Source organism: Pseudomonas oryzihabitans, assembly GCF_024652905.1.
Classification (GTDB): domain Bacteria; phylum Pseudomonadota; class Gammaproteobacteria; order Pseudomonadales; family Pseudomonadaceae; genus Chryseomonas; species Chryseomonas benzopyrenica.
On the sequence record NZ_CP102428.1, the window covers coordinates 1,875,636 to 1,901,830 of the forward strand.

Sequence of the window (26,195 nt, forward strand, 5' to 3'; positions counted from 1 at the left end):
CAACCGCCAAAAAGTTCCCTAAGGTGCCAAAAAAAGTAAGTCACAAATTAATGCGAAGTTGATCACATAATGGTGCAAGAGGAACTGGCTACATCAGCGCCGGGTCATGGCTATAATCGACTCAGGAGCGACCCATGACCGTCCTCACCCTTGCCACCTATAACGTCAATGGCATTCGCGCTCGGCTGCCCATCCTCCTGCAGTGGCTGGAGCGGGAGCAGCCCGACATCGTCTGCCTGCAGGAACTGAAGGCCAAGTCCGCCGACTTTCCCCAGGCGGAGCTGGAAGCGGCGGGCTACGGTGCGCTATGGGATGGCCAGCCGTCCTGGAATGGGGTCGCTATCCTGGCGCGGGGCGACCAGCCCCTGGAGATTCGGCGCGGCCTGCCAGGACTGTCCAACGATCCGCAACGTCGCTATCTGGAAGCGGCGGTCAAGGGCGTGGTCGTCGCCAGCCTCTATCTGCCCAACGGCAACCCCTGGCCTGGTCCTAAATTCGACTACAAACTGGCCTGGTTCGAGCGCTTCATCGACCACGCTCAGAGTCTGTTGGAGAGTGGTCATCCGGTAGTGCTGGCCGGGGACTACAACGTGGTGCCGACCGACCATGACATCTACGATCCGAAGTCCTGGCGCAAGGACGCCCTGCTGCAACCCGAGAGCCGTGCCTGTTTCGAACGCCTATTGCGTCAAGGCTGGCTGGATGCCCTCCGGGCCTGCCATCCGGACGAGGCGATCTACACCTACTGGGACTATTTTCGCCAACGCTGGCAGCGCAACGCCGGCCTGCGCATCGATCATCTGTTGCTGAGTCCGGCACTGCAGGATTCCTTGCAGGAAGCGGGCGTGCATCGCTGGGTACGCGGCCTGGAAAAGACCAGCGACCACGCCCCCACCTGGATTCGCTTCAAGGCCCCTGCCTGAGCGCGCTCAGGCGTCGCGCAGCAGATCGTTGGCATTGAGCAGCGCGAAGAGGACTTCCGGACGCTGGTTAAGACCACGGCGCACCGCCGCCGGTATCGACTGATGGAGCTTGCGGCACAGTCCCGGTCGCGGCTGCAATTCGATCAGCATGCCACGGGCGCTGCGTACCTCTCCGGGTCCCGGCCCGATCTCCAGGCGGATGCCTAGCTGTTCCTGCAGGCGCTGCTGCAGTCGCTCCAGCTCAGCTACGCTGGCGATGTTTTCCAGCCGCTCCAGTAGCCGCTGCTCTTCCTGGCGATTGAGCAACAGCGCTCGGGCATCACCGGCAGGGTCCGCCAGAATGGCGTCACGCTCGCAGGTGCAGACACCAGGTGGACAGGGAGCACGCAGGGAAGCCATCTGACTTCGATTCCTCTTCTTCAGGGGCAACAGGAATAGGCCCGCGGCTCCACCCTAGCGATAGTGGCAGCGGTCACGCAATGCAGCCTTGTTGGAAGAGGCAATTGCCGGTCTTCAGCAGACCTTCAGGTCACTACCCGGACTCCCAGGGCTGCGATCAATTCATACCCGATCCGTATAGATAACCAAACGAGCTAAAGGCATAGCTAAAGCTTATTTTTGGCATAACAACTACCACGTAGGATGATGCTTTGACTGCCTACGACCTCACCATGCCTACGCTCTCGTCCGATCTGCTGATCGTCCCTGCGGATCAGCAAAGTACCCTGACCATCCGCGCCAAGGCACTGGCCTTCGCCGATCCCCGCTCCCGACAGCTGCTCGAACAACTGGACGAGTGGGCACCCTTGCCAAGCCCTGTAGTACTGTCAGGCGAATGGGGAACCGGGCGCGAGCTACTGGCGCGTCGGCTGCACGAACGCAGCGGCCGAAGCGGCCTGTTCAGCAGCCTGAATTGCGCCTCGCTCAGTCGCCGACATGGCGCTGCCGAATTATTTGGCTATGTCCCCCGGGCCTATGCCGGCACCTCTGGCAGCCGCCTGGGCTGGTTCGGCACCGCTCACGAGGGCAGCCTCTATCTCGACGAAATCGCCGACCTGCCTGGCGCGTTGCAGGAAGAGCTGGTGGAGGTCCTGCTGGACGGCAGCATCCTGCGCCTGGGCAGTAGCTTACGCACAGCCGTGGATGTCCGCCTGATCGCCGGTTCCAGCGTCGACCTGGCACAGGCGGTTCAGGCGGGTAACTTCTCTACTCGCCTCTGGGCGCTGCTTGCGCCAGGTCTGGTGCCCGTCCCGCCGCTCCGTGAGCGCCCGGCCGACCTGCTACCGCTGGCCCGGTATTTCCTCCAGCAGCACGCGGACCGTCTCGACCGCAGGGCGCCAGAGCTGACGGCCCAGGACCAGGCTGCATTGATCGCCTATCCCTGGCCGGGAAACATCCGCGAACTTGAACAGGTTCTCCATACCGCCTTGCTAACCGCCTCGACGGCAGGGCTGCAGCTTGGCAAGCTGCTGCCATCGTCCTCCGGCACGCGCTGAACTCCGCCGACAGACGGCAGTCCTAGCCGCGTACGCTATTTCGCTCGAGTCCTACCATGACCTCCATGTCCATCCCGTCGATGCCCACTCCGCCATAGCCAGCGGCTGCCATCTTTCTTTGGAAAGATGACCGCAAGCCTTGATTTGTCGCCTCGCGCGGCAGGCCTTGGTGCGTTTGGGAAAAGCCCGAGGCTTTTCAGGAATCGACTTTTTGGACTACGCCTTCAGCTGAAGGCGTTCAGGCAAGGTTTCATGAATATTGTGATCACTGGCCGCTCCGGCCAAGTTTCGCGCGCCTTGCAGCGCGAGTTCGGCAGCACCCATCAATTGACCGTACTGGGTCAGACGGACCTCGACCTCGCCCAGACTGAGCAACTGCGTGCGGCCTTCGACCAGCTGGCACCCGACCTCATTCTCAACGCCGCCGCCTATACCGCGGTGGATCAGGCCGAAGAAGACGTCGAGCGTGCCGAGGCCATCAATGCCCGGGCGCCGCAGATTCTGGCCGAGCTGGCGCGCGAACGGGATATCCCTTTCGTGCACTACTCATCCGACTATGTCTTCGATGGCAGACGCCGCCAGCCTTACACCGAGAGCTGCATCCCAGCGCCTCTCAGTGTCTATGGCCGCTCCAAGCTGGCGGGCGAGCAAGGGGTGCTGGCGGCAGGGGGTCGCGCCCTGGTGTTGCGCACCTCCTGGGTCTACTCCCATGACGGCCAATGCTTCTTCAACACCATGCGCCAACTGCTGGCCGAACGCGACGAATTGCATGTGGTGGAGGATCAGCTCGGCGCCCCCACCTGGGCCCCTACCATCGCCACGGCCACTCGCCAACTGGTCGAACGCCTGCTGACGCACAACGACGTCGGCGGCCTCTATCACCTGACCAATGCGGGTCAGACATCGTGGTACGGCTTCGCCGCGGCCATTGCCGAACGCCTGGATCAACGCGGCGAGCTGCGCGCGCGTCTCTATCCCACCACGACCGAACATTACCCCACGCCGGCGACGCGACCGCTTTACTCCTGTCTCGACTGCAGCAAGGTCGAGGCGGTACTGCCGAGCGCCCTGCCGGACTGGCAGGCCGACTTCGACCGCTGCTGGGCGCGGTTAGAAAGCGATAGAACGCTGAATTGAGCGGGCCGGACCCCGGCGGCGCCTGTCCGCCGGGCCGCCTCGGTTTCAGCCGCAGGCGATGGCGCCCCCTCAACGGCTTTCCCGTTCCCCACCCTGGTAGGTGGCTTCCGCTACGTCCTCGTTGGGCGCAGGATGGCCCGGCAGATTCGGTAGCGCCTTGGCCCTTTCCAGGTCGATGCCGGCGCCCTGGGCCACCTGGGTGCCATAGTCCGGGTCGCAATGCCAGAAGTGCCAGACCATCCGCAGCTGGATGTCTTCGGGACAGGCCTGCATGTCGGCAACCAGGTTGGCGATGAGATCGTCCCGTTCCCAATCTTCGAAGCTGCGATAGCGCGCGCCGGTCTGCTGGTAATCGGCAGCCGTCTTGCGAGATTGATAGCGCCCCAGATGGCCCTCGATCCACTGACGATACTCGTGCTGCGGCCGCGGCGCCTCGCGCAGGCCACCCTGGGAGCTGGGCTCGTAATTGACGTGGGGATTGCTCCCGCTGCGATCCACCTGCAGCGCCATCTGACCATCGCGCTGATTGGTGGCGTAGGGGCATTTGGGGGCATTGATCGGCAATTGCAGATAGTTGGCGCCGACCCGATAGCGCTGGGTATCGGAATAGGACAGGGTCCGCCCTTGCAGCATCTTGTCGCCGGAAAAGTCGATGCCCTCCACCAGCACCCCCGTGCCGAAGGCGGCCTGCTCGGTTTCGGCGAAGACGTTCGAGGGATTGCGATCCAGCACGAGCCGGCCCACCGGCAGCAGGGGAAATTGGTCCTCCGGCCAGCGCTTGGTGTCGTCCAGGGGATCGAAGGGCAATTCGTCGTGTGCCTCGTCCGTCATGATCTGCACGCACATCTCCCACTCGGGATGATCGCCGCGCTCGATGGCATCGTAGAGATCCCGACTGGCGTGGCCCACGTCGTACTTCTGGATCTCGGCTGCCTGCTCGCTGGTGAGATTCCTGATGCCCTGTCTGGGTTCGAAGGAAAACTTGCACAGCACCGCCACGCCCTGGTCGTTGACCAGCTTGTAGGTGTTCACGCTGGACCCCTGCATGTGCCGATAGTCCGCCGGGATGCCCCAGGGACTCTTCACCCAGGTCACCATGTGCAGGGCTTCCGGATGATGCTGGACGAAATCGTAGAAGCGCCAGGGCTCCTGGCGATTAGTGATGGGGTCGGGCTTGAAAGCATGGATCATGTCGGGAAACTTGATGGCGTCGCGAATGAAGAACACCTTCAGATTGTTGCCCACCAGATCCCAGTTGCCGTCCTCGGTATAGAACTTGATCGCGAAGCCCCGCGGATCGCGCGCGGTCTCCGGTGACTCCTTGGCACCGATGACGGTGGAAAATCTCAGGAAGACCGGCGTCTTCACCCCGGTCCTGGTCAGCACCTTGGCGCAGGTGTAGCGGCTGGCCGGCTCATCGCCGATGGTGCCGTAGGCTTCGAACCAACCATGAGCAGCGGTCCCCCGGGCATGCACGACCCGCTCGGGCACCCGCTCCCGGTCGAAGTGAGTGATTTTCTCGATGAACTGATAGTTTTCCAGCGTGGCAGGGCCTCGCTCGCCCACGCTGCGCAGGCTCTGATTGTCCCGTACCGGATGACCCTGGCGGGTCGTGAGAGTGATCTTGTCGTCGCTCATGGTGGTCTCCAGGCTAGTCACGTCGAACACAGCAGTGACCGGACCCGTCCACAGCAGTTGTCCTCTGTCAGACGAGCTGTCCAGAGACGAAACGGCGCCACGGTCGCTTATGCTGACCACCCGAGGCTCTAGCCGATACCTCTCGTCCGTTCGGCGGAAATAATCGCTGATCGCGCTATCGATCCCATCCAGACTGTTCATCGTCAGTCGATAAGACTCATGGCGATACTGTCCAACAAGAACAGCAGCCGGAGCCTCCCATGGCAGAAGAATATGAAAGCGACCTGCAGCCCTTCTCGCAACCTGCGTGCGAATCCGACTTCAACGAGATGGCCGCAGCCGTTGCGACCGCCATTTGCATGTGGGCGCTGACAACCTTGATCGCGGTGGTCGGGGGCTACCATGGTGGTGTGGTCACCAACACCATCAACCTGCTGGTAGTGGCCGCAGGCGCGCTGGGCTACCTTGGGCGACGCTGGCAACTGAGGCGCCGATATCGCTCTGGGCGCCGTACCAGAGCTTTTCCGCAGCGCTAATACTCTGGCTACTGGTTCTCAGCCGGAGCGGGACTGGCTATCATCAGAGCCCTGAAATCATGGCAGGGATGCTCATGTCTTATCTGATCTTGACCCGTCGCACCGACGAAATCATCAATCTATCCCTGAAACCGGGAGCCGATGAAGAGCAGGTGCTGGATCTGCTGTTCAACGGCGGCATCAATATCCGCATTCTCAAGGTTCAGGGCGATCGCGTGCAGGTGGGTATTCAGGCCCCTGCCGACATCAGCATCATGCGCCAGGAGTTGCTGCCCTTCTGACTCGGCCGGTAGCTGGCGTAGCTACCGCAACCAGGGCGAATGGCGATTGCGCACGTACTCGAAGCGCCCGTCCAGCCCACGCCATTCCACCCCCTGCCAGAGCTCCGGTGCCAGCGTGCCTTCCGCCTGCAGATCCGCTCGGTAATGGGCGAAGAACGGTTGGCCATCGCGCAGCACGATGACGTTGTGGCGCTCTTCGATCTGGGCGATCAGATCCAGTACCGCTTCGGCCGAGCGCCCGCCGCTCAGGCAATAGCAACTCCCATACTGGTGAAGCATGCTTTCGAAGCGGTAACGATAGAGGGTGCAGCGATCGGTTTCGAGGTGAACGCTCTGCCCCTTGGCATCCTGCAGGGCATGATGAACGCAGTGATCGCAGTCTTCGAACTCCTGACGCGACTCCACCCACTCACCGAGAAACTGCTTCTTCCACCGCCACACCAGCAGCCCACGATCTTCAGGCCGGGAATACACGCTGACCTTGTAGAACATCGCTCGACTCCTCTTATTGTTATGCGCCGAAGCCACCGTCCAATGGCTGCCGCTTGCCGCTCGGCCATTGGAGGTCGCACGCTCTGAGGCGTACCTTTCCAGCATCGCTCCATTTGTCTGAGGCGTCCAGCCATTCCCCGACGCTGATCCCTACCGCTCGACGGTGCACCTCCTCCGCAAACGGCCCTGAATGCGTCATGAAGCGCCGCGGCTTCGTACAACTTCCATACAGGATGAAGTCGGGCCTGCCGGCCGATTTATCGCCTCGAGATCGTGCAAGACCGCGATTCCAGAGCAGGATACAACAAGGGTACAGGTTCTGGTGCCGCCTATCAGGTGGGTCGATATTGGCTGCTCGAGACGATCCCAGCGAACTAGTATTCGGGCAACGGTGATTGCCGGGCGATAAAAATCGCGGCTCTGACAAGGACTTGGATGGTCTCAGTGCCGAGGCAGCCGCGTCTGCCCGCGTTCGGATCCATGACCGTCTGAAGACCGTTTCGCGAACTGCCACCCGCAGTAGGGCCTGCAACTGTCGTGGCCAACCAGGCGGCACCTCGGTGAACCCCTTATCCACTCAAGGACCTTTTATGACTGGCCTGGATAGCGACTGCAAAGAGGCGCTCCGTTACGCCATCAGAAACTGTCCCGCGCGTACGACGGGTCAACTGGCGGCTATCGACTATGCCGAACGGGCCATCCGCCAGGGGCTAGACGCCCTCTGCCCCCTGGAGCAGAAGACGCTGGCCCTGGAGCTAGGTTTCTGGCTGACCCGTTACCAGCGGATCCAGGAGTTCGCTGCAATAAATGAGGCATCCGGAATTCAAACAAATAAATATTAGGCTTATAGCGAAGCAAAAAGCGTGCAATGCATATCACACCAAAAGCCTAAAATGCGTTTCAAATTATATATAAAACTAAACCAAAAATAAATAATAAATAATAAATCAAGTATTTTGAAATCTAAAGTTTGAAATAAAACAAAAATAGCGGCCAAGGTTTTTGACTGAAGGCAGCCTTATATACTACAAGTACCGACGATTTGGAAGTACGGAAATATCAGATTCTAAGCAAAAGGTTTTGTTTACAGAACTTATTAAAGAAAACATCTCATCTTCAACCTCGCACCATTGCTTGCGATGAAATCTCTCCATAGTTATTCCGATTTCATTTAACGCGCTAACCACCGATTTTTGGTGATCTATATAGCTAAATTTTTTATTAATCCCACCTAAAATTAATGAATTAGATGCCTCGATTATATTACTTAGATTTTTAATGCGCTGAGCATAATTCGGGGAGACGATTAGACTTCCTTTACGGGAAGACGGAAAAATTGAATTATACCAAGCTAATATATCAAATGATGAAATCGAGAGCTGATCGCAGCGGTTTATTTGAAGCGTAACGTAGGACTGAAAATTAGCGAACTGCGACAAGTGAATTGCAAGCGCATTAGTTTTACTCACCTCTAAATAATTATTTAGCGCTATAAATATCCCTCCTATTGTCGCAAATGCGACTAGAACCTGAACAGCCGCCCAAAACACAACAAATACTTGGTCAAAGTTTTTGATCGTGCCTTCTATACAAACATTGGTCAAACAAATCTTCTTTAAATAGAACTCCCCTACAACATATGTTGGAACCAAAATCACTATAGAAACAACCACACCCGTGATAAATATACCCCCACCAAATATGATCATTACCGCAAGTGGCGGAGGGATGTTGTATTTCCTAACCACCCAATCAATCATATGCTGGTCCTAAACCGCGAAGGCGCTCTCTCAGCTCTGAAGCCGAATCCGGAAAACTTCTTTTTAGTAGATTTAGTCTTTCATGAGCTCTATAAAATCGTTTTTTGTACCAATAGGAATCACGCTTTTCACAGTAGTCTCGCTCGATGCGCTCAACCGCAAGCCGAGCACGTGTAATATCTTTAAAGGACGGAAGTGGATAACACTTCAACATGCGTCCTTTTAAGTTTCCATGCTGTAAGTGCCCTATGCGCTTCAGCTTGTTAACCCGCCCCATCACTCGATTGAAGTCATGTCTATAAGCATGGGTAATTCTATACAAATGGTCGCCAGCCAAGATTTCGATATCTTTAACAGCAGCCCTAATCTTCCTCACCTCGCTTGAGGGTAAGCGCGGCTCAATGTGAGAAACTCTTAGGCCGTGAACCATTAGAGGAGCTGAGGAGTGATTATAAATAGCAGTCTTTTTTGTATTGACAGGAAGGTCTTTGGAAAAAAGCATATCTTCAATAATTTGCTTTGCAAATGAAAAGTCATAACCAGACCTTTTTGATGATACCGTAATATCATCGATCAAGCGGGTATACGTAAGCCCTTTATTCTTCAGCCTAAGAACGACAGCACTTTCGACATCAAAAAGACATAAGCATGCTAAATAGCTCGACGTTAGACCACCTTGTACAACAAAGTCTCCTCGACAGCATATATTTGCTAAAACTTTTGAAACTACATCAGAAAAATTCAAGAAAAATTTAAATACATCAAAAACCAAGTTTAAGTGGATATTATCAAAAAAATCTTTTACATCCATTTTTAATATGCTTCTAGCCATACAATGCTGGCGTGCGCAGTTCACATAATCTTTAGCTAAAACATCTCCATTAGGTAGTTTTTTATTGGGCACACTTCCAAAAATGTGATCCGGCCAGTCGATGTATCCCTCCTGACCTAAAATTCTTTTATTTATTCTCCGCTGAATTTTTCTGATAAGGTGATGGGGCTTGTAAGCGACCCTTGGCGTTCCATCACTCTTGAACAGCTCTTTTCTCGGAGCTGCATAGCGATCTTCAACCGGCATGGACAAAGCCTGTTGAAGTTCTTCCAAGGATATTGAGAGAGTAACGCATAAAGCATCTATCGTAGCGATAGAGCCTTTGGCGTTTTTTGTAGGTTGGAGTTGCCCCATAGCGATCCTTCGCAAAGATAAATGCGGGCTTACGTCAGCTCATACCATAGAGCTTTTATGGGGAACATGTTGCGTTCATCGATACTCGTAACAGACTGCCATGTTCCACATGACGTAGCCCACCGTCCTACTCTCTCTTCCGGGTACCGGGAGAGGAGGGAGGGTGTGGACCCTCGGACAAGCCCGGAGTTACCCGGACGCTCAATTAAGAGCAATGTTACGTACGAGCTTAAACTATCGACTGCAGCAAGTAAGCGGTTCGCTTACGCGCGATCAGTTTGCACGAAGTGACACTAGTTATCAATCGTTTTTCCTTACCGGCTGTCAGGAGTCAAGGCGATAAAATAGTTATCACGCTACGCTTTGAGAACGATCAAAAATCATCAAAAACGAATTGCCTATGAGCTATGGTGGGCAATTCTGAGTAGTGACAGCCTAGGAATGATAGATATGCTGAGCCTTTTGTACCAGATGCCCTAGGGTCGCCAGCAAACGCTGCCTGCCTTATTACAAGCAATATCTGCTTTCGGAGCATTTCTGACTTGTATTGCCAGCAAGCCTTCCTAGGATCCCCACTGCGACGCCTGCATGAACCAAATCCAGAGACATGCAATCTGTGGGAGCAATCAGAGGCGACTGTCTGCAGTCACCTCTCTCTAACCTGAATTACAGACAGTAGGCAAAAACGAAAAAGCCCCTGGAACATTCAACATTTCCAGGGGCTTCAACGATTTACGATATGGCGGAGAGATAGGGATTTGAACCCTAGGAGCCATTGCTGACTCAACGGATTTCGAATCCGTCCCGTTCGACCACTCCGGCATCTCTCCAACGCGGCGCATGATACCAGTCATGCGGAAAAAAGCGAACAAGCAATTGCAAAAAAAGCTCTGGTATCAGCGGCTTGCGTTTAGAGCGGGACGCCCAGGCGCTGGGCGACCTCTTCGTAGGCCTCGATCACGCCGCCCAGCCCCTGACGGAAGCGATCCTTGTCCATCTTCTTGCGGGTTTCCTTGTCCCAGAGACGGCTGCCGTCCGGGCTGAATTCGTCGCCCAGCACGACCTTGCCGTGGAACAGGCCGAATTCGAGCTTGAAGTCCACCAGCAGCAGGCCGGCGTCGTCGAACAGCTGCTTGAGGATGTCGTTGATGCGGAAGGTCAGCGCCTTCATCTCGGCCAGTTGGTCGAGGGTGGCCCAGCCGAAGGCCTGGACATGGCTTTCGTTGACCATGGGGTCGTGCAGCGCATCGTTCTTCAGGAAGAGTTCGAAGGTCGGCGGCGTCAGCTCCAGGCCCTCTTCCACGCCCAGACGGCGCACCAGGCTGCCAGCAGCGAAGTTGCGTACCACGCACTCCACCGGAATCATCTCTAGCTTCTTGACCAGGCACTCGTTGTCGCCCAGCAGTTGTTCGAACTGGGTGGGGATACCGGCGGCTTCGAGCTTCTGCATGACGAAGGCATTGAACTTGTTGTTCACCATGCCCTTGCGCTCGAGTTGCTCGATGCGCTCGCCATCGAAGGCAGAGGTGTCGTTGCGGAACAACAGGACCAGGCGATCGGGATCGTCGGTGGTGAATACCGACTTGGCCTTGCCACGGTAGAGTTCTGCGCGTTTTTCCATCTTGGACTCCGGTTCGAATGGCTTGCAGGCTGTGGACGAACGCAGGTGAGACGAGCGGTTCGGGACGAGTACAGCCGGGAAGCGCAGTTTACATAGGATCGTGGGTATTTTGGCCGTGCAGCAGCGCCCGGCCGCTAAAGAAAACCGGGTCGGCGCCTCAGGCGATGGCCTGCCACTCCAGTCCCTGCTGCTGATCGGCGATCTGCAGCCAGTCCGCGTCGCAGCCGAGCACGTTGGTAAAGCAGGCGCGGGCAAGCCAGGGGTTGTTGTTCTTTTCGCTCAGGTGGGCGAGCACCAGATGCTGCAGGCCCGGACAGGCCAGCTCCATCACCAGCTCGGCCGATTGCCGGTTGTTGAGATGCCCACGCACCCCACCAACCCGCGCCTTGAGGTGATAGGGATAGGGTCCCGCGGCGAGCATGTTGCTGTCGTGGTTGGCTTCGATCACCAGGGCATCCAGACCGCGGTAATGGGCCAGCACGCCGGGAGTGGCCTCGCCGAGATCGGTGAGCACGCCGAGGCGCTTGCGGCCGTCGTCGAAGACGAACTGGGTCGGCTCCAGGGCGTCGTGGGACACCTGCACCACCGTCACCTCCAGGGCATCCAGCACCAGCCGCTCGCCGTCCACCAGCAGGCCCTGGGCCGCTACTGGCTTGCGCAAGCCGCGACCGGTACCGGCACTGTAATACACCGGCACCCCGTGCTTGCGCGCCAGGAGCTCGACGCCCTGCACGTGATCGGAGTGTTCGTGGGTGACCAGGACGGCGTCCAGCTGGGCAGGTACCACGCCCAGCCGGGCCAGACGACGTTCGGCTTCCCGCAGGGAGAAGCCGCAGTCGATCAGCACATAGCTGTTATGGCTGTGCACCAGGGTCGAGTTGCCCCGACTGCCGCTGCCCAGGATTGCGAAGCGCATACTGCATGCTCGTCTGAAGCTTTTTCAGCACGCCTTCGGCGATGTCCTGGGGTGCTGCGGTGTTGATGGTCTTGTCCAGGGTGACCTGGACGGTGTTGCCCACCGAGGTGAGGCGCACCTGGAAGCGCCGTGCGCGGGCGTCTTCCTCTTCCTTGCTTTCGCCCTTGCCGAACAGGCGACCGAAGAAACCCGGCTTGCGCTCTTCGGGTTTCTGCGCGCCCTCGGCGAGGTTCACGTAGTACACGCCCAGACTGCGGTCCATGTCGTCGACGCGGATGTCGGCGCCTTCGATGGCGCGACCCACGCTGGACCAGGCGCGATTCAGGTCGCTTTCCAGCACCAGCATGGGCACGCCGCTGCCGTCGACCTCGTAGGTCACGCGCTCGGGGGTATCGTAGCCACCGGCGGCCAGCAGCGAGACCGAGCCACTGCCCTGCTCGCTACGGTCCAGGCCGGCTAGTACCTGATTCAGCAGGGCGTCATCGAGCGCCGAGCTGTTCTGGCTGCTGGACCAGGACGGCTCGCTGGAGCTGCCCTGGCTGCGGGTCTGGGTCTGGAGGAAGATCTCGCTGCTGCCCGATTGCACGCCCGGCTCGATGCGCAGGCGGGTGCGCAGTTCGGTGCCCGGCTGCAGGCGGCCATTGGTGCTCAGGCTGCGGGCCAGGGGCGTCGACAGCTCGGTCGGCGACTGCCAGGCAGTGATGATCTCACCGGTCTGCGGACGCTCTTCGGCGATGCGGAAGCCATTGTCGGTCAGGTACTGACGGGCCACCGGCCAGACGTTGGCCGGGACCTTCTGGGCGGCCAGCCAGCGGGCGTTGCCGCTGCGCTGCACGCTGAACTGCTCGTTGCCACTGCCCTGGACGGCCAGCGCCTGGGGTTTCGGCACTTCGAAGCCATAGGAGCGATTCTGGGTGTCGGCCACGTTGGCCGGGATCGGCAGCAGCGGATCCAGGGGTTTGGCCTGGACATCGGTCGGCACCTGCATGGGGCCGGTTTCGCGGGATTCGAGATAGTCATTGCCGCGATCGCGGAAATAACCGTGCTCGCCCCACACCCAGCTGCAGCCACTGGCGGTGGCCACGGCCAGCCCCAGGGTGGTCAAACCCAGAACACGTTTCATCGACTGTTTCCTGATCACGCCAGCACTCCCGCCTGACGCAGGGCCTGACGTACCACTTCGTGGCAGCGCGAGCTCAGCCAGGTCAGCGGCAGGCGGATACCGGCGTCGATCATGCCCATTTCGTGGAGGGCCCACTTCACCGGGATCGGATTCGATTCGATGAACAGATTCTTGTGCAGCGGCATCAGCTTTTCGTTGAGCGCGCGTGCGGTGTCGGCATCGCCCCGCATGGCCGCGGCGCAGAGTTCGCTCATCGCCCTGGGCGCCACGTTGGCAGTCACCGAGATGTTGCCCTTGCCGCCCAGCAGCATGAGCTCCGCAGCGGTGGCGTCATCGCCCGAGTAGATCAGGAAGTCCTTGCTGACACGGGAGAGAATGTCGCGTGCGCGGGCCAGGTCGCCGGTGGCTTCCTTGATACCGATGATGTTCGGCACCTTGGCCAGGCGCTCGACGGTCTCGGCCAGCATGTCGCAGGCGGTACGGCCCGGCACGTTGTAGAGGATCTGCGGGATGGCGACAGTTTCGGCGATCATGCGGAAGTGCTGATACAGCCCTTCCTGAGTCGGCTTGTTGTAGTAGGGCACGACCAGCAGACAGGCATCGGCGCCCGCGTCCTTGGCGGCGCGGGTCAGGTCGATGGCCTCACGGGTGGAATTGCCACCGGTGCCGGCGATGACCGGGATGCGGCCCTTGACCTGCTCGACCACATGACGGATCACGGCCACGTGCTCGTCGACGTCGACCGTGGCGGATTCACCCGAGGTGCCCACCGCGACGATGGCGTCGGTGCCTTCGGCGAGATGGAAGTCCACCAGCTTGGTCAGGTTGTCCCAGTCGATACGCCCCTGGGCGTCCATAGGGGTGACCAGCGCCACCATGCTCCCCGCAATCATGCAACCGCTCCTGCCGGAAAAAGAGAGCGGTAATGGTACTGACGCCTCTGCGCCAGCACAAGCAACGTGCCCCCAACGGGCATTCCCCCCGCGAGCGCTTTTCGCTACCCTTTCGCCTTTGCCAGTCTGTATCTCCCCCTGCCAGGAACCCTAATGTCCGCTACCCCCCCGATTCGCGAACAATTTCTCGTCATCAGTGCGCTGGGCGCCAATCCCATGGAACTGACCAACGTGCTCTACCGCAGCTGCATGGACAACCGATGCGCGGTGGTCAGCAGCCGGCTGAGCCGCCACGGGGAATACAGCGCGTTGATCCTGCAGGTCTCGGGCAACTGGGACGGTCTGGCGCGCCTCGAAGGGGGCCTCGCCGGCCTTGGCAAGCGTCACGGCTTCACCGTCGGCGTCACCCGCAGCGCCGCCCTGGAGAATCGCCCCCAGGCCCTGCCGTACGTTGTCTATGTCAGCGCCGCCTATCGTCCGGACATCCTCAACGAACTCTGCCAGTTCTTCGCTGACCACAAGATCGAGGTGGAGAACCTGGTCTGCGATTCCTACCAGGCGCCCCAGACCGGCGGCACCATGCTCAACGCCACCATCACCGTGACCCTGCCGGCTGGCACCCAGATCAGTTGGCTGCGCGACCAGTTCCTGGATTTCGCCGACGCCCTCAATCTCGATGCCCTGATCGAGCCCTGGCGCCCGCAGAGCAACTGACAGGACCCGCAAGGAGCTGCCCATGAGCGTGACCCTCGACCAACCGCTTCCGGATTTCCAGGCCCAGGCCACCAGCGGCCTCGAGGTCTCGCCCGCCAGCCTGCGCGGTCGCCAGGTGGTGCTGTACTTCTATCCCAAGGACAACACCCCCGGCTGCACCACCCAGGGCCAGGGCTTTCGCGATCTGCACGAGCAGTTCCAGGCGGCCGACACCCTGATCCTCGGAGTCAGCCGTGACAGCCTGCGCACCCACGAAAATTTCCGCACCAAGCAGGGCTTTCCCTTCGAGCTGATCAGCGACAAGGACGAGACCCTCTGCCAGCTGTTCGACGTGATGCGGCAGAAGAAGCTCTATGGCAAGGATTACATCGGCGTGGACCGCAGCACCTTCCTCATCGACCGGGAAGGCGTGGTGCGCCAGATCTGGCGCGGCGTGAAGGTCCCCGGGCACGTCGCCGAGGTGCTGGCCGCCGCCCAGGCGCTGAACGGGGCCTGATCAGGCCTTGCGCAGCCAGTAGCGGAAGGTCTCCCCTACCACCTCTTCGCCCACCAGGGCGTGTCCCGACAGCTTGGCGAAGGTGCGGAAGTCGCGTTGCGAGCCGGCATCGGTGGCCGTGACGGCGAGGACCTCGCCGGCTGCCAGACGGTTGAGTTCCAGCTTGGCCTTGAGCAACGGCATGGGACAGTTCAGGCCGGTGGCGTCCAGCTGGGCGGTCACCGCGCCGGTGTAGGGTTGGCTCAGGTCGGCCATGGGATTCTCCATTGTGGGGTACGCCAGTGTCAGGGTCGCTAGGCACCTAGACGGCGGGCCGCTAAAGTAGCCCTTTTGCGGCCACGAGTCATGCCATGAAAGTCCTGCGCCCTGCCCTGCTGTCCCTGGCGCTGCTCGCCGCGCCCTTCCTGGCGCAGGGGGCGAACGATCTGCCGTCGCTGGGCGATGCCAGCTCTTCGATCGTCTCGCCCGAGCAGGAGTTTCAGATGGGTCGCGCCTGGCTGAGCATGTTGCGCGGCCAGGTCCCGGCCATCAACGATCCGCAGCTCAAGCAATTCGTCGAACAGACCGTCTACAAGCTGGCCGAGACCAGCGACCTGCAGGACCACCGCCTGGTCTTCATCCTGATCAAGGATCCGGAGATCAACGCCTTCGCCGCGCCCGGCGGGGTGATCGGGGTCAATGGCGGGCTGTTCCTGAAGTCGGAGACCGAAGCCGAGTACGCGGCGGTCATGGCCCATGAGCTGGGTCACCTCATCCAGCGCCACTTCGCCCGCGGGGTGGAAAACCAGCAGCGCATGCAGTTGCCGCTGATGGCCGCGCTGCTCGCCGGTATCGTAGCTGCGGCCGCGGGCGGTGGCGATGCAGGAATCGCCGCCATTGCCTCGACCCAGGCGGCGGCCATCCAGAGCCAGTTGCGCTTTTCCCGGCTCAATGAGCAGGAGGCCGACCGGGTCGGCATCGTCAATCTGGAGCGCGCCGGCTACGATCCGCGCGCGATGCCGGAGATGTTCGGCCGTCTCGCCCGCCAGTATCGCTACGACCGCACCCCGCCGGAATTCCTGCTGACCCACCCGGTCACCGACAGCCGGATCGCCGATACCCAGGCGCGTGCCGAGCGTTTTCCCAAGGGCGGCGTCGAGGACAGCAAGCGCTTCCAACTCATGAAGGTGCGTGCTCAGATGTATTTCGAGGAAACCGCCGGCCTGCTGGTGAAGCGCTATAGAGCCCAGCTGCAGGAAAACCCGGACAACGACGCTGTACGCTACGGCCTGGCCATGGGACTGACCAAGCAGGGTCAGCTCAACGAGGCGCGCGACACCCTGGCGCCGCTGCTGCGCAAGGCGCCGGACGATATCAGCTACAACCTCGCCCAGGTCGATCTGGACATCACCGCCAATCGCCTGCCCGACGCCCAGAAACGGGTGCAGCGGCTGCTGGAGCTCTATCCGGACGATCTGGCCGTGAGTCTGGCGCAGGTGGACATGCTCGGCCGCACCAAGCAGGCCAAGGCCGCCAGTCAACTGCTCGACAAGCTGCTCAAGCAGCGGCCGATCGATCCGGATCTGTGGAACCAGGCGGCGGACGTCCGCGGCCAGGCCGGTGATCTGGTTGGGGTGCATCAGGCGCGAGCCGAGTATTTCGCCCTGACCGGCGACTACAACCAGGCCATCCAGCAACTGGGCTTCGCCAAGCAGCGCGCGGCCAGCAACTATCAGCTGGCCGCGCGGATCGACGCCCGTCAGCAGGAGATGATCGCCCAGCGTAAGCTGAGCGAAGAGATCCTGCGCTAGCGTCCAGGGCCGCGCCCTCAGGCGTTGCCCTTGACCCTTAGCTGCAGCGCCTGGGTGAAGTCGAGCATGCGCTTGAGCGGCTTGACCGCTCGGGGGATGAGGGCCGGATCGACCAGCACCTCGCCGGAGCCGTCGAGCAGGCAGTTGAGAGTGCGCTCCAGGGTATTCATCGCCATCCAGGGGCAGTGGGCGCAACTGCGGCAGGCGGCGCCGTTGCCCGCGGTGGGCGCCTCGATGAAGGTCTTGTCCGGACAGGCCTGCTGCATCTTGTAGAAGATGCCGCGATCGGTGGCGACGATGAACTGGCGATTGGGCAGCGTCTGGGCGGCCTTGATCATCTGGCTGGTGGAACCGACATGGTCGGCCAGTTCGATCACCGCCTCGGGCGATTCCGGATGCACCAGGATGGCGGCCTCCGGGTAGAGCCGCTTGAGGTCTTCCAGCTGGCTGGCCTTGAATTCCTCGTGGACGATGCAGGAGCCTTCCCACAACAGCATGTCGGCACCGGTCTCGCGCTGAATGTAGCGACCCAGGTGACGATCGGGCGCCCAGAGGATGGTCTCGTCGTTGTCCATCAGGTGCTCGACGATATCCAGCGCGCAGCCGGACGTCACTACCCAGTCCGCGCGCGCCTTCACCGCAGCGGAGGTGTTGGCATAGACGACCACGGTGCGCTCGGGGTGCTGGTCGCAGAAGGCGGAGAATTCCTCCACCGGGCAGCCCAGGTCCAGGGAGCAGGTGGCTTCCAGGGTCGGCATCAGCACCCGCTTTTCCGGGTTGAGGATCTTGGCCGTCTCGCCCATGAACTTGACCCCGGCCACCACCACGGTGGACGCCGGATGGCGATTGCCGAAGCGCGCCATCTCCAGGGAATCGGCGACGCAACCGCCGGTCTCCTCGGCCAGGGCCTGGATCAGCGGATCGGTGTAGTAGTGGGCCAGGAGCACCGCGTTCTGCGCCTTGAGCTCGCGGGCGATGGCGGTCTTGTAGGCCGCGATCTCGTCCGGACCGAGCGCCTTGGGCTGCTTGGCGGCCAGATGGGCCTGGACCAGGAGACGTTCGGAAATCTGCACCATGGCGGGTACCTGAAAACGGGGGTCGTCAAGGCCGCGCATCATAGCAGCATCCTCGCCGACTCCCTATGGTCGCCCGCGGCTCCTCCGTGATGAGTGGCCATGTGCCGCTAATGTCTGGCAACACTTGGCTTTTCACTTCTCCAGCGGCCGGGGGTCCGACACAGGAACGCCCGGCGAGCGTCTCGCCGGCCCCTGCTGCTGGAGACCTATCGTGCCGCCCCGTTCGACCTCGCGCTCCCGGACCCCCGATCACGCTCTCGCCACCCTCCTCGATGAGCTACGCGCCCTGCACGGCGCTCTGCAACAGGCCAGCGCGGACCCACGGCTGGATCGGCAGGCGCTCAATCCCGCCTACCGGGCCAGCGCGCAGAACCTGCTCGCCTATCTGGCGCTGCGCGATGGCGACCTGCATAGCCTGCAGCTGCAGCTCTCCGCCCTGGGGTTGTCCTCTCTGGGCCGCTCCGAAGCCGCGGTGCTGCCGGCGGTGACGACGCTCATCAACACCCTGGAACGATTGCTGGGTGGCAACCCAGCGGCACGGCCTACCACCAAGACCGCCAACCCCCTGGCCGACCACGCCCGGACGCTGTTCGGCACCCCGTCCTCCGCACGGGCGGTGCGCATCATGGTCACCCTGCCACGGGAGGCCGCGGACAACTATTCGCTGGTACGCGACCTGCTGGCGGCGCACATGGATTGCGCGCGCATCAACTGCGCCCATGACGAACCGGTCAGCTGGCGGCGCATGATCGAGCACGTGCGGCGGGCCAGCGCGGAGCTGGACCGGCCGTGCAGGGTGTTCATGGACCTGCCGGGACCCAAGTTGCGCACCGGCCCCATCGCCACGGGCGCGGCGGTGCAGAAGGTAAAGCCCGAGCGCGACGCCCAGGGTCGCGTACGCCATCCAGCGCGGATCTGGCTGACCGGTCGCCGCCGGTCGCGACCGGCGCCCTCCCCCGCGGCGGCCAGTATTCAGGTAGGCGAGCGCTGGCTGAGCGGCTTGCAGCCAGGTGACCGGATCCAGCTGACGGACACGCGTCGGGCGCAGCGCCGCTGGACGATCGTCGAGGTCACGGACCGCGGCTGCTGGGCGGAGGCGGCCAAGACCACCTATCTCGCACCTGGGCTGCGCCTGAGCGTCGAACGCGACGGACGCAAGCGGCACAGCCGCATCGGTGACTTCGCTCCGCAGCCAGGCGCTCTACGGTTGGCCGAGGATGACCTGCTGATCCTGACCGCCGACCAGACGCCCGGCCAGCCCGCCAGCCATGACAGCGGCGGTCGCCTGCTGACACCGGCCACCCTGGGCTGCACCCTGCCACAGGTGTTCGCCGACGTGCGCGGCGGCGAGCCGGTCTGGTTCGACGACGGCAAGATCGGCGGGGTGATCGAGCGCGCCGATCAAGACGCACTGCACGTCCGCATCACCCATGCGCCCGGCGGCGCCAAGCTCAAAGGCGACAAGGGCATCAACTTTCCCCAGAGCACCCTGCGGCTGGCAGCGCTGGGCGACCAGGACCTCGCCGCCCTTGCCTTTGCCGCCGAGCATGCCGACGGCATCGAGATGTCCTTCGTCAACAGCGCGGAAGACGTCCGCGCCTTGCTCGTGGAATTGGAACGCCTGCAGGCCGACCAGTTGGCCGTGGTATTGAAGATTGAGACCCGGCGTGGCTTCGACAACCTTCCCGCGCTGTTGCTGGCGGGAATGCAGCGCGGCGGATTCGGCGTCATGATCGCCCGTGGCGATCTGGCGGTGGAAGGCGGCTTCGAGCGTCTGGCGGCCCTGCAGGAAGACATCCTCTGCCTGTGCGAAGCGGCCCATGTGCCGGTGATCTGGGCGACCCAGGTCCTGGAGAACCTGGCCAAGAAGGGCTCGCCTTCCCGCGCCGAGATCACCGATGCCGCCACCGGGGTCCGCGCCGAATGTGTGATGCTGAACAAGGGCCCGCACATCCTCAAGGCGGTCGCCACCCTGGATGAGTTGCTGGTGCGGATGCAGGGCTACAACAGCAAGAAGCGCCAGATGCTGCGCAAGCTGGAACTGGCCTCGCCCTGGGCGGACTGATCCGCCCAGGGCCGGTCAGGCCTAGAGGACCTGCAGGCGACCCGCTTCCAGACGGACACGAGCCCCATAGGGCCAGGCCTGGTTTTCCGGGCCGTGGCCGCTGGGCAGGCCGCGGTAGAGGGCGATGCCGCGCGGGGCCAGCCATTCGGTGAAGATCTCTTCCAGCGACTGCTCGACGTTGCGCTGCGGGCAGTCGGTGAAGGTGCCCAGGCAGACGGCGCCGATGCGATGTTCGGTCAGGTTGCCCAGCAGCTGGCAGAGGCTGCGCTCCAGCCGGTAGTAGGGCTCGCCGACGTCTTCCAGCATGAGGATGGCGCCATCATGGGGACGCAGCGCTGCCGCCGTGCCGACCACGCTGGCCAGGGTGGTGAGGTTACCCCCGATCAGCTCGCCGGCAGGCACCTGGGCCGGACCGGCCAGGCGCTCCAGCTGCCAGCCCGGACGGGCACCGGCGCACAGCTCCAGCACCGACTCCAGCGAGCGGGTACGGGCGGCCTGGGCTTCAGGATCCTCGTCACGACGCCCCCAGTCCAGCGCGCCGGGACCGTGGATTGCGGTGAGGCCACGGCGGTGAAAGGCTTCCAGCAGTACGGTCAGATCGGAGTAGCCGATCAGGGGCCGCCCCTTGCTGCTGGACAGCCGCGACCAGTCCAGCCAGGGCAGCAGCTGGGCGGAGCCATAGCCGCCACGCAGGCACCAGACTGCATCCACGTCTGCCTGGCTGAACGCCCAATGCAGATCCGCTGCCCGCTCCTCGGCGGTTCCGGCGAGATAGCGATGGCGCTTGAGCGCCTGCTCCCCCAGCACCGCTTCGATACCGGTGGCCTGCAACTGCTCGACCGCTGCCGTGACCAGCTCTTCCTTGACCGCACCTGCCGGACTGACCAGCGCCACACGCCGCACGGGACTCATTCCAGCACCTCCACTGGCATGCCGGCCTCGATGACGCCACGGCCCAGGGGGATGACGTTCATGCCGAACAACATGCGGTTGTCATTGAAGCGGTATTCGCGCAGCGCAGTCAGCGGTTGCCGATCCGGGTCCTTCTCGCCGGTCACCGGATCCTGGGTGATGACGATGCAGCGCGCGCAGGGACAGGCCACAGCGAAGTCCACCGCACCGATGCGCAGTCGCTTCCAGCCGTCCTCGGCATAGGCCGGCGTCCCTTCCACCACCAGATTCGGCCGGAAGCGCAACATTTCCAGCGGCTTGCCCACGCGCGCCACCAGATCGGCCAGGGAGGCCTCGCTGGTCAGCAGCAGAGGAAAGCCATCGGCGAAGTGGACCTTCTGCCCCGGCTCGGCGAAGTCGGTGTTGATCTGGCGGGCATGGCTTTCGGCGACGTGCACCAGGCGGCAGCGACGACCGAGGAAGTCGCTCAGCCAGGCATCGGCCTCGGCGGCCACCGGTGCCTGCAGGGTATCGCGCCAGATGGTCACGCCGAGTTGCTCGTCTGCCGCGCCCGGCACCGCCACCTCGATCGGCGTCCGTCCCGGTGCGCTCAGGCGCAGGCGATCGGCGGCCAGCCAGCGCGCCTCGATGTGATTCATCTGCGCCAACTGGCGCAGGGTCAGGAAGCGGCCGGTGTCGGCATCCACTACCATCCAGCGGCGATCACCCACCAGGCCCAGGGCGTCCACCTCGGCCTGCGCCAAGGATTCCACGGCCGTCGACTTGACGGGATAACGATAGAGGGCACTGAGGTGCGACATGGGCGCGGCTTCCTGGCGGCGGACAAAGGCCGCCAGTGTAAGGGAGGCGCCGGAGCGGCGAAACCGCGGGGATTACTCCTCGGCCAGCGCCAGGCGCCGGCGCACTTCCTCGACCAGTTGATCGGGCTGGAACTTGGAGAGGAAGGCGTTGCAGCCCACCTTTTTCACCATGGCTTCGTTGAAGCTCCCCGACAGCGAGGTGTGCAGCACCACATAGAGATCGGCGAGACGCGGATCCTGGCGGATCTCGGTGGTCAGGCGGTAGCCGTCCATTTCCGGCATCTCGGCATCGGTCAGCACCATCAGCAGCTTCTCGGTCAGCACCACACCTTCATCGGCCCAGGCCTTGAGCTTGCGCAGGGCCTGCAGGCCGTCGGTGGCGACGTGGAATTTCAGATCCAGCTGCACCAGGGTGTCGCGCAACTGGCCGATGGCGGTGCTGGAGTCGTCGACCAGCAGCACCTCGCGGCCGCGGGCCTTGGCCAGCAGCGGATCGGCCAGGCGTTCCTGGGAGACCTTGACGTTGTAGGGGGCGATCTCCGCCAGCACCTTTTCCACGTCGATCACCTCCACCAGGCGGTCTTCGATACGGGTGATGGCGGTCAGGTAGTGCTGGCGTCCGGCGCCGCCGGGCGGGGCCTGGATGCTGTCCCAGTTGAGGTTGATGATGCGATCGACGCTACCGACCAGGAAGGCCTGCACCGAGCGGTTGTACTCGGTGACGATGATGGTGCTGTTCTCGTCGGGGGTGATGGGTCGCATGCCGATGGCGGCGGCCAGGTCGATCACCGGCAGGGTCTGACCCCGCAGGTGGACCACGCCGCAGATCATCGGATGGCGCTTGGGCATCTGGGTCAGGCGCGGCAGCTTGAGGACTTCCTGCACCTTGAACACGTTGATGGCGAACATCTGCCGGCTGGACAGCTGGAACATGAGAATTTCCAGACGGTTCTCGCCAACCAGCTGAGTGCGTTGATCGACGGTGTCGAGAATGCCGGCCATGGAAAGTCCACTCCAAAGATAAGTCAGGTCACAGGCTATCGGCGGCTGACGCCAGTTCTTGAATCCCGGAAACAGGAAAGCCGCCCGAGGGCGGCTTCCAGAACGGACGCGCGGATCAGGCGCGCGGCAGGGTCACGCCGCGCTGGCCCTGGTACTTGCCGCCGCGATCCTTGTAGGAGACCTCGCAGGCCTCGTCGGATTGCAGGAACAGCATCTGGGCCACGCCCTCGTTGGCGTAGATCTTGGCCGGCAGGGTGGTGGTATTGGAGAACTCCAGGGTCACGTGGCCTTCCCACTCGGGCTCCAGCGGCGTGACGTTGACGATGATGCCGCAGCGGGCATAGGTGCTCTTGCCCAGGCAGATGGTCAGGACGTCACGGGGGATACGGAAGTATTCCACGGTGCGGGCCAGGGCGAAGGAGTTCGGCGGAATGATGCAGACATCGCTGACCACATCGACGAAGCTCTTGTCATCGAAGTTCTTCGGGTCCACCACCGCGGAATGGATGTTGGTGAAGACCTTGAATTCATTGGCGCAGCGCACGTCGTAGCCGTAGCTGGACACCCCGTAGGAGATCACCCGGCTGTCGTCCGCGCCGCGCATCTGGCGCTCGACGAAGGGCTCGATCATGCCGTGCTCCTGGGCCATGCGGCGAATCCACTTATCCGATTTGATGCTCATGGCAGGTCTGGCTCCGGGGCGAAAAAATTGACCGCGCATTCTAGTGGATAGCCGCGCGGTCTCAAAGGCGAACGGACGAAATCAGTCGTCGCTGACGGTGATGGTGGGCATGCCGCCGCCGGCCTGACCGCCCTGGGCGATGCGAGCGCCGACCTTGCGCGCCAGCTCCTGGTAGATCAGCGCGATCTGGCTGTCGGGATCGGCGATGGCGGTGGGACGTCCGGCGTCAGCCTGCTCGCGGATAGCCATGGCGAGCGGCAAGGAAGCCAGGAGATCCACGCCGTACTGCTCGGCCAGCTTGCTGCCGCCGCCTTCGCCGAACAGGTGCTCGGCATGGCCGCAGTTGGAGCAGATGTGCACCGCCATGTTCTCCACCACTCCGAGCACCGGGATGTTGACCTTCTGGAACATCTCCACGCCCTTCCTGGCGTCCAGCAGGGCCAGATCCTGGGGCGTGGTGACGATCACCGCACCGGCCACCGGCACCTTCTGCGCCAGGGTCAGCTGGATGTCGCCGGTGCCCGGGGGCATGTCGATCACCAGGTAGTCGAGGTCATTCCAGGCGGTCTGGGTGATCAGCTGGATCAGGGCGCCAGAGACCATGGGACCGCGCCAGGCCACCGGGGTCTTGTCATTGGTCAGGAAGGCCATGGACATGACCTCGACACCATGGGCCTGCAGCGGGATGAACCACTTCTCGTCGCGCACCTCGGGGCGGGTGCCCTCGGCGAAGCCGAACATGATGCCCTGGCTGGGGCCATAGATGTCGGCGTCCAGCACGCCCACCCGGGCACCTTCGCGAGCCAGTGCCAGGGCCAGGTTGGCGGCGGTGGTGGACTTGCCCACCCCGCCCTTGCCCGAGGCCACGGCGATGATGTTCTTGACGTTGCCCATGGCCTCCAGCTGCGGCTGGGCGGCGTGGGGCGCGATGGTGCAATCGATCTGAATCTCGGCGGTCTCGACCCCGGGTACGTTCTCCAGCGCGGTCTTGAGCACCTGGGCCAGGCCACCCTTGAACAGCCCGGCAGCATAGCCCAGCTCGAAGCGGGCGCGCACCCGGCCACCGTCCAGTGCGAGGTCGCGCAGGGCGCCGGCGCTGAGCAGGTCCTGTTCGAGATAGGGATCGTGATACTGGCGCAGCGCGGCCTCGATGGCCTCGCGAGTCGGAGCGGTCATGCAGACTCCCGGAAACAGCGGATAGGAAAGAGAAGCTGCGGCCTATGCTACCCACTGTCCTTGCTAAAGCCTATCCACGCGGCGCTACACTCCCGGCTTTCCCCTCGCCCGTGGAGCCCTGCGTGAACGCCTCTTCCCTGCACATCAGTTCCACCTTCGACAGCGGCGCCGTCGAGGTGCTGTCCCTGGCCGATCACGCGGACATCCGCCTGCGCATCCGCCCGGACACCGCCTCGCCCTTCACCCAGTGGTTCCATTTCCGTCTCGAAGGCGCCCGCGGCCTGCCCTGCCAGCTGAGCTTCGACAACGCCGGCGCGTGCGCCTACCCAGAGGGTTGGCGCGACTATGGCGTGGTCGCCAGCTATTGCGGCCAGGAGTGGTTCCGCATTCCCAGCCGCTATGACGGCAAGACCCTGAGCTGGACCGTCACCCCGGAACACGACAGCCTGTTCTTCGCCTATTTCGAACCCTATCCGGAGAGCCGTCACCTGGCCTTCATGGGCGAGGCGCAACGCCACCCCGCCGTCCGTCTGGAAACCGTCGGCCGTTCGCTGCTGGGACGTTCGCTGGACCTGCTGCGCATCGGTACGCCAGGCGCCGGCAAGAAGAACATCTGGATCATCGCCCGCCAGCACCCCGGCGAGCCCATGGCCGAGTGGTTCGTCGAAGGCCTGCTGCGCCGCCTGCTTGGCCTGGGCGAATACCAGGGCGACCCGGTCGGTGCCAAGCTGCTGGAGCACGCGGTACTGCACGTGGTGCCCAACATGAATCCCGACGGTTCGGCCCTGGGCAATCTGAGAACCAACGCCGCCGGTGCCAACCTCAACCGGGAATGGCTGGAGCCGGACGAGGAGCGCAGCCCCGAGATCCTGGCGGTACGCCGCGCAATCGCCGCGAGCGGCTGCGACCTGTTTCTCGACATCCACGGCGACGAGGCCCTGCCCTATGTCTTCGTCGACGGCTGCAATGGCCTGCCCAACTTCGGTGAGCGCGAAGAGGCCGAGCAACAGGCCTTCCTGCAGCGCTTCCAACGTGCCAGCCCGGATTTCCAGACCCGGTACGGCTATCCACGCGGTCATTTCGGCAGCGAGACCCTCAAGCTCGCCACCAAGTACGTCGGCCATACCCATGGCTGCCTGGCCCTGACCCTGGAGCTGCCGTTCAAGGACAACGCCAACGATCCCCGCCCGGATGTGGGCTGGAACGGTGCCCGCAGCGCCGCCCTGGGCGCGGCCATGGTTAATGCCCTGTACTGGCAGCTGGCCGATCTCTGAATGCTCGAAGTCTGCTGCGCGTCGGCCAGACTGCGTTGGAAACTGCCTCAGAATGCTCATTTACCCGTTGTAAACTGCGCTTCTTCGGCAATTTCCGCCTTGCCTGGCGCTAGCTCGCAGGACTTCGCGCTTTTCAACGCCCATCCCCAAGGATGAAACCGACCGGCCATTTCGCTATGATGGTCGGTCAACTTATCAGCGCCGCG

The 26,195-nt window shown here is 62.2% G+C and carries 27 protein-coding genes and 1 tRNA gene; 11 read left to right on the forward strand and 17 right to left on the reverse strand.

Translation table 11 applies throughout. From position 1 onward, the window contains the following. Positions 1-134: 134 nt before the first annotated feature. Entirely contained in the window at positions 135-923 is a 789-nt protein-coding gene (gene xth / locus NRG74_RS08705; RefSeq protein WP_160923052.1) for an exodeoxyribonuclease III, read from the forward strand. 6 nt (positions 924-929) lie between these two features. On the opposite strand, the gene NRG74_RS08710 is transcribed toward xth, so the two are convergent. Continuing rightward, entirely contained in the window at positions 930-1,322 is a 393-nt protein-coding gene (locus NRG74_RS08710) for a hypothetical protein (protein WP_017640340.1), read from the reverse strand. Positions 1,323-1,573: 251 nt separating this feature from the next. Between NRG74_RS08710 and NRG74_RS08715 the strand changes: the two genes are divergently transcribed. Continuing rightward, positions 1,574-2,419, forward strand: a complete 846-nt coding sequence (locus NRG74_RS08715; RefSeq protein WP_257706298.1) for a sigma-54-dependent transcriptional regulator — start codon at positions 1,574-1,576, stop codon at positions 2,417-2,419. A gap of 252 nt (positions 2,420-2,671) precedes the next feature. Continuing rightward, positions 2,672-3,556: a dTDP-4-dehydrorhamnose reductase gene (rfbD, locus tag NRG74_RS08720; protein ID WP_257706299.1), complete on the forward strand. Its 885-nt coding sequence runs from the start codon at positions 2,672-2,674 to the stop codon at positions 3,554-3,556. Between the two features lie 69 nt (positions 3,557-3,625). On the opposite strand, the gene NRG74_RS08725 is transcribed toward rfbD, so the two are convergent. Then, positions 3,626-5,194 carry a catalase gene (locus NRG74_RS08725; RefSeq protein ID WP_257706300.1) on the reverse strand — a complete coding sequence of 523 codons (1,569 nt, stop codon included), beginning with the start codon at positions 5,192-5,194 and terminating at the stop codon, positions 3,626-3,628. A 260-nt stretch (positions 5,195-5,454) separates the two neighbouring features. Here NRG74_RS08725 and NRG74_RS08730 point away from each other — a divergent pair, with 260 nt between their 5' ends. Continuing rightward, positions 5,455-5,730: a hypothetical protein gene (locus tag NRG74_RS08730; protein WP_160923048.1), complete on the forward strand. Its 276-nt coding sequence runs from the start codon at positions 5,455-5,457 to the stop codon at positions 5,728-5,730. A gap of 74 nt (positions 5,731-5,804) precedes the next feature. Next, complete coding sequence (locus NRG74_RS08735) at positions 5,805-6,011, forward strand: carbon storage regulator (RefSeq protein WP_257706301.1); 207 nt, start codon at positions 5,805-5,807, stop codon at positions 6,009-6,011. Between the two features lie 21 nt (positions 6,012-6,032). Here the strand turns inward: NRG74_RS08735 and NRG74_RS08740 are convergent, their stop codons facing one another. Beyond that, positions 6,033-6,503 (reverse strand): hypothetical protein, encoded by a 471-nt coding sequence (locus tag NRG74_RS08740; protein WP_160923047.1) that lies wholly within the window; start codon positions 6,501-6,503, stop codon positions 6,033-6,035. A gap of 590 nt (positions 6,504-7,093) precedes the next feature. Here NRG74_RS08740 and NRG74_RS08745 point away from each other — a divergent pair. Next, the gene (locus tag NRG74_RS08745; protein ID WP_257706302.1) at positions 7,094-7,345 is read left to right on the forward strand and encodes a hypothetical protein; all 252 of its coding nucleotides are present in this window, start codon (positions 7,094-7,096) and stop codon (positions 7,343-7,345) included. A gap of 183 nt (positions 7,346-7,528) precedes the next feature. On the opposite strand, the gene NRG74_RS08750 is transcribed toward NRG74_RS08745, so the two are convergent. The 7 genes from NRG74_RS08750 to dapA form a co-directional block, all read right to left on the reverse strand. Further along, positions 7,529-8,263, reverse strand: a complete 735-nt coding sequence (locus NRG74_RS08750; RefSeq protein ID WP_257706303.1) for a retron Ec48 family effector membrane protein — start codon at positions 8,261-8,263, stop codon at positions 7,529-7,531. Next, positions 8,256-9,449: a reverse transcriptase family protein gene (locus tag NRG74_RS08755; protein ID WP_257706304.1), complete on the reverse strand. Its 1,194-nt coding sequence runs from the start codon at positions 9,447-9,449 to the stop codon at positions 8,256-8,258. The genes NRG74_RS08750 and NRG74_RS08755 overlap by 8 nt, the downstream gene beginning before the upstream one ends. 740 nt (positions 9,450-10,189) lie before the next feature. Then, positions 10,190-10,279, reverse strand: a tRNA-Ser gene (locus tag NRG74_RS08760). Between the two features lie 80 nt (positions 10,280-10,359). Beyond that, positions 10,360-11,070 carry a phosphoribosylaminoimidazolesuccinocarboxamide synthase gene (gene purC, locus NRG74_RS08765; protein ID WP_007162774.1) on the reverse strand — a complete coding sequence of 237 codons (711 nt, stop codon included), beginning with the start codon at positions 11,068-11,070 and terminating at the stop codon, positions 10,360-10,362. Between the two features lie 157 nt (positions 11,071-11,227). Continuing rightward, the gene (locus NRG74_RS08770) at positions 11,228-11,986 is read right to left on the reverse strand and encodes an MBL fold metallo-hydrolase (protein WP_017640332.1); all 759 of its coding nucleotides are present in this window, start codon (positions 11,984-11,986) and stop codon (positions 11,228-11,230) included. Further along, on the reverse strand, positions 11,925-13,109 hold the full coding sequence (bamC, locus tag NRG74_RS08775; RefSeq protein WP_257706305.1) for an outer membrane protein assembly factor BamC: 1,185 nt from the start codon (positions 13,107-13,109) through the stop codon (positions 11,925-11,927). The genes NRG74_RS08770 and bamC overlap by 62 nt, the downstream gene beginning before the upstream one ends. Before the next feature lie 14 nt (positions 13,110-13,123). Then, the gene (gene dapA, locus NRG74_RS08780; RefSeq protein ID WP_257706306.1) at positions 13,124-14,002 is read right to left on the reverse strand and encodes a 4-hydroxy-tetrahydrodipicolinate synthase; all 879 of its coding nucleotides are present in this window, start codon (positions 14,000-14,002) and stop codon (positions 13,124-13,126) included. 153 nt (positions 14,003-14,155) lie between these two features. On the opposite strand from dapA, the gene NRG74_RS08785 reads away from it, so the two are divergent. After that, complete coding sequence (locus NRG74_RS08785) at positions 14,156-14,716, forward strand: glycine cleavage system protein R (protein ID WP_007162770.1); 561 nt, start codon at positions 14,156-14,158, stop codon at positions 14,714-14,716. Between the two features lie 22 nt (positions 14,717-14,738). Beyond that, positions 14,739-15,212 (forward strand): peroxiredoxin, encoded by a 474-nt coding sequence (locus NRG74_RS08790; RefSeq protein ID WP_257706307.1) that lies wholly within the window; start codon positions 14,739-14,741, stop codon positions 15,210-15,212. Here NRG74_RS08790 and NRG74_RS08795 read toward each other — a convergent pair whose 3' ends face one another. Further along, complete coding sequence (locus tag NRG74_RS08795; protein WP_184290996.1) at positions 15,213-15,467, reverse strand: sulfurtransferase TusA family protein; 255 nt, start codon at positions 15,465-15,467, stop codon at positions 15,213-15,215. A 95-nt stretch (positions 15,468-15,562) separates the two neighbouring features. On the opposite strand from NRG74_RS08795, the gene NRG74_RS08800 reads away from it, so the two are divergent. Then, positions 15,563-17,002, forward strand: coding sequence for a M48 family metalloprotease (locus tag NRG74_RS08800; RefSeq protein WP_160923041.1), 1,440 nt, complete (start codon positions 15,563-15,565; stop codon positions 17,000-17,002). A 17-nt stretch (positions 17,003-17,019) separates the two neighbouring features. On the opposite strand, the gene nadA is transcribed toward NRG74_RS08800, so the two are convergent. Beyond that, entirely contained in the window at positions 17,020-18,078 is a 1,059-nt protein-coding gene (gene nadA / locus NRG74_RS08805; RefSeq protein WP_257706308.1) for a quinolinate synthase NadA, read from the reverse strand. 211 nt (positions 18,079-18,289) lie between these two features. On the opposite strand from nadA, the gene NRG74_RS08810 reads away from it, so the two are divergent. Then, on the forward strand, positions 18,290-20,143 hold the full coding sequence (locus NRG74_RS08810) for a pyruvate kinase (RefSeq protein ID WP_257706309.1): 1,854 nt from the start codon (positions 18,290-18,292) through the stop codon (positions 20,141-20,143). A 21-nt stretch (positions 20,144-20,164) separates the two neighbouring features. On the opposite strand, the gene NRG74_RS08815 is transcribed toward NRG74_RS08810, so the two are convergent. The 5 genes from NRG74_RS08815 to apbC all read right to left on the reverse strand — a co-directional run bounded on the left by NRG74_RS08815 (position 20,165) and on the right by apbC (position 24,715). Beyond that, on the reverse strand, positions 20,165-21,055 hold the full coding sequence (locus NRG74_RS08815) for a S66 peptidase family protein (RefSeq protein ID WP_160923039.1): 891 nt from the start codon (positions 21,053-21,055) through the stop codon (positions 20,165-20,167). After that, positions 21,052-21,855: an MOSC domain-containing protein gene (locus NRG74_RS08820; protein ID WP_160923038.1), complete on the reverse strand. Its 804-nt coding sequence runs from the start codon at positions 21,853-21,855 to the stop codon at positions 21,052-21,054. The genes NRG74_RS08815 and NRG74_RS08820 overlap by 4 nt, the downstream gene beginning before the upstream one ends. Before the next feature lie 72 nt (positions 21,856-21,927). After that, positions 21,928-22,857: a chemotaxis protein CheV gene (locus NRG74_RS08825; RefSeq protein ID WP_017640322.1), complete on the reverse strand. Its 930-nt coding sequence runs from the start codon at positions 22,855-22,857 to the stop codon at positions 21,928-21,930. Positions 22,858-22,972: 115 nt separating this feature from the next. Continuing rightward, positions 22,973-23,539, reverse strand: a complete 567-nt coding sequence (gene dcd, locus NRG74_RS08830) for a dCTP deaminase (RefSeq protein WP_007162761.1) — start codon at positions 23,537-23,539, stop codon at positions 22,973-22,975. 81 nt (positions 23,540-23,620) lie between these two features. Then, positions 23,621-24,715: an iron-sulfur cluster carrier protein ApbC gene (gene apbC / locus NRG74_RS08835; protein ID WP_184291004.1), complete on the reverse strand. Its 1,095-nt coding sequence runs from the start codon at positions 24,713-24,715 to the stop codon at positions 23,621-23,623. Between the two features lie 122 nt (positions 24,716-24,837). On the opposite strand from apbC, the gene NRG74_RS08840 reads away from it, so the two are divergent. Beyond that, on the forward strand, positions 24,838-25,989 hold the full coding sequence (locus NRG74_RS08840) for a M14 family metallopeptidase (RefSeq protein WP_257706310.1): 1,152 nt from the start codon (positions 24,838-24,840) through the stop codon (positions 25,987-25,989). Positions 25,990-26,195: the final 206 nt, after the last annotated feature.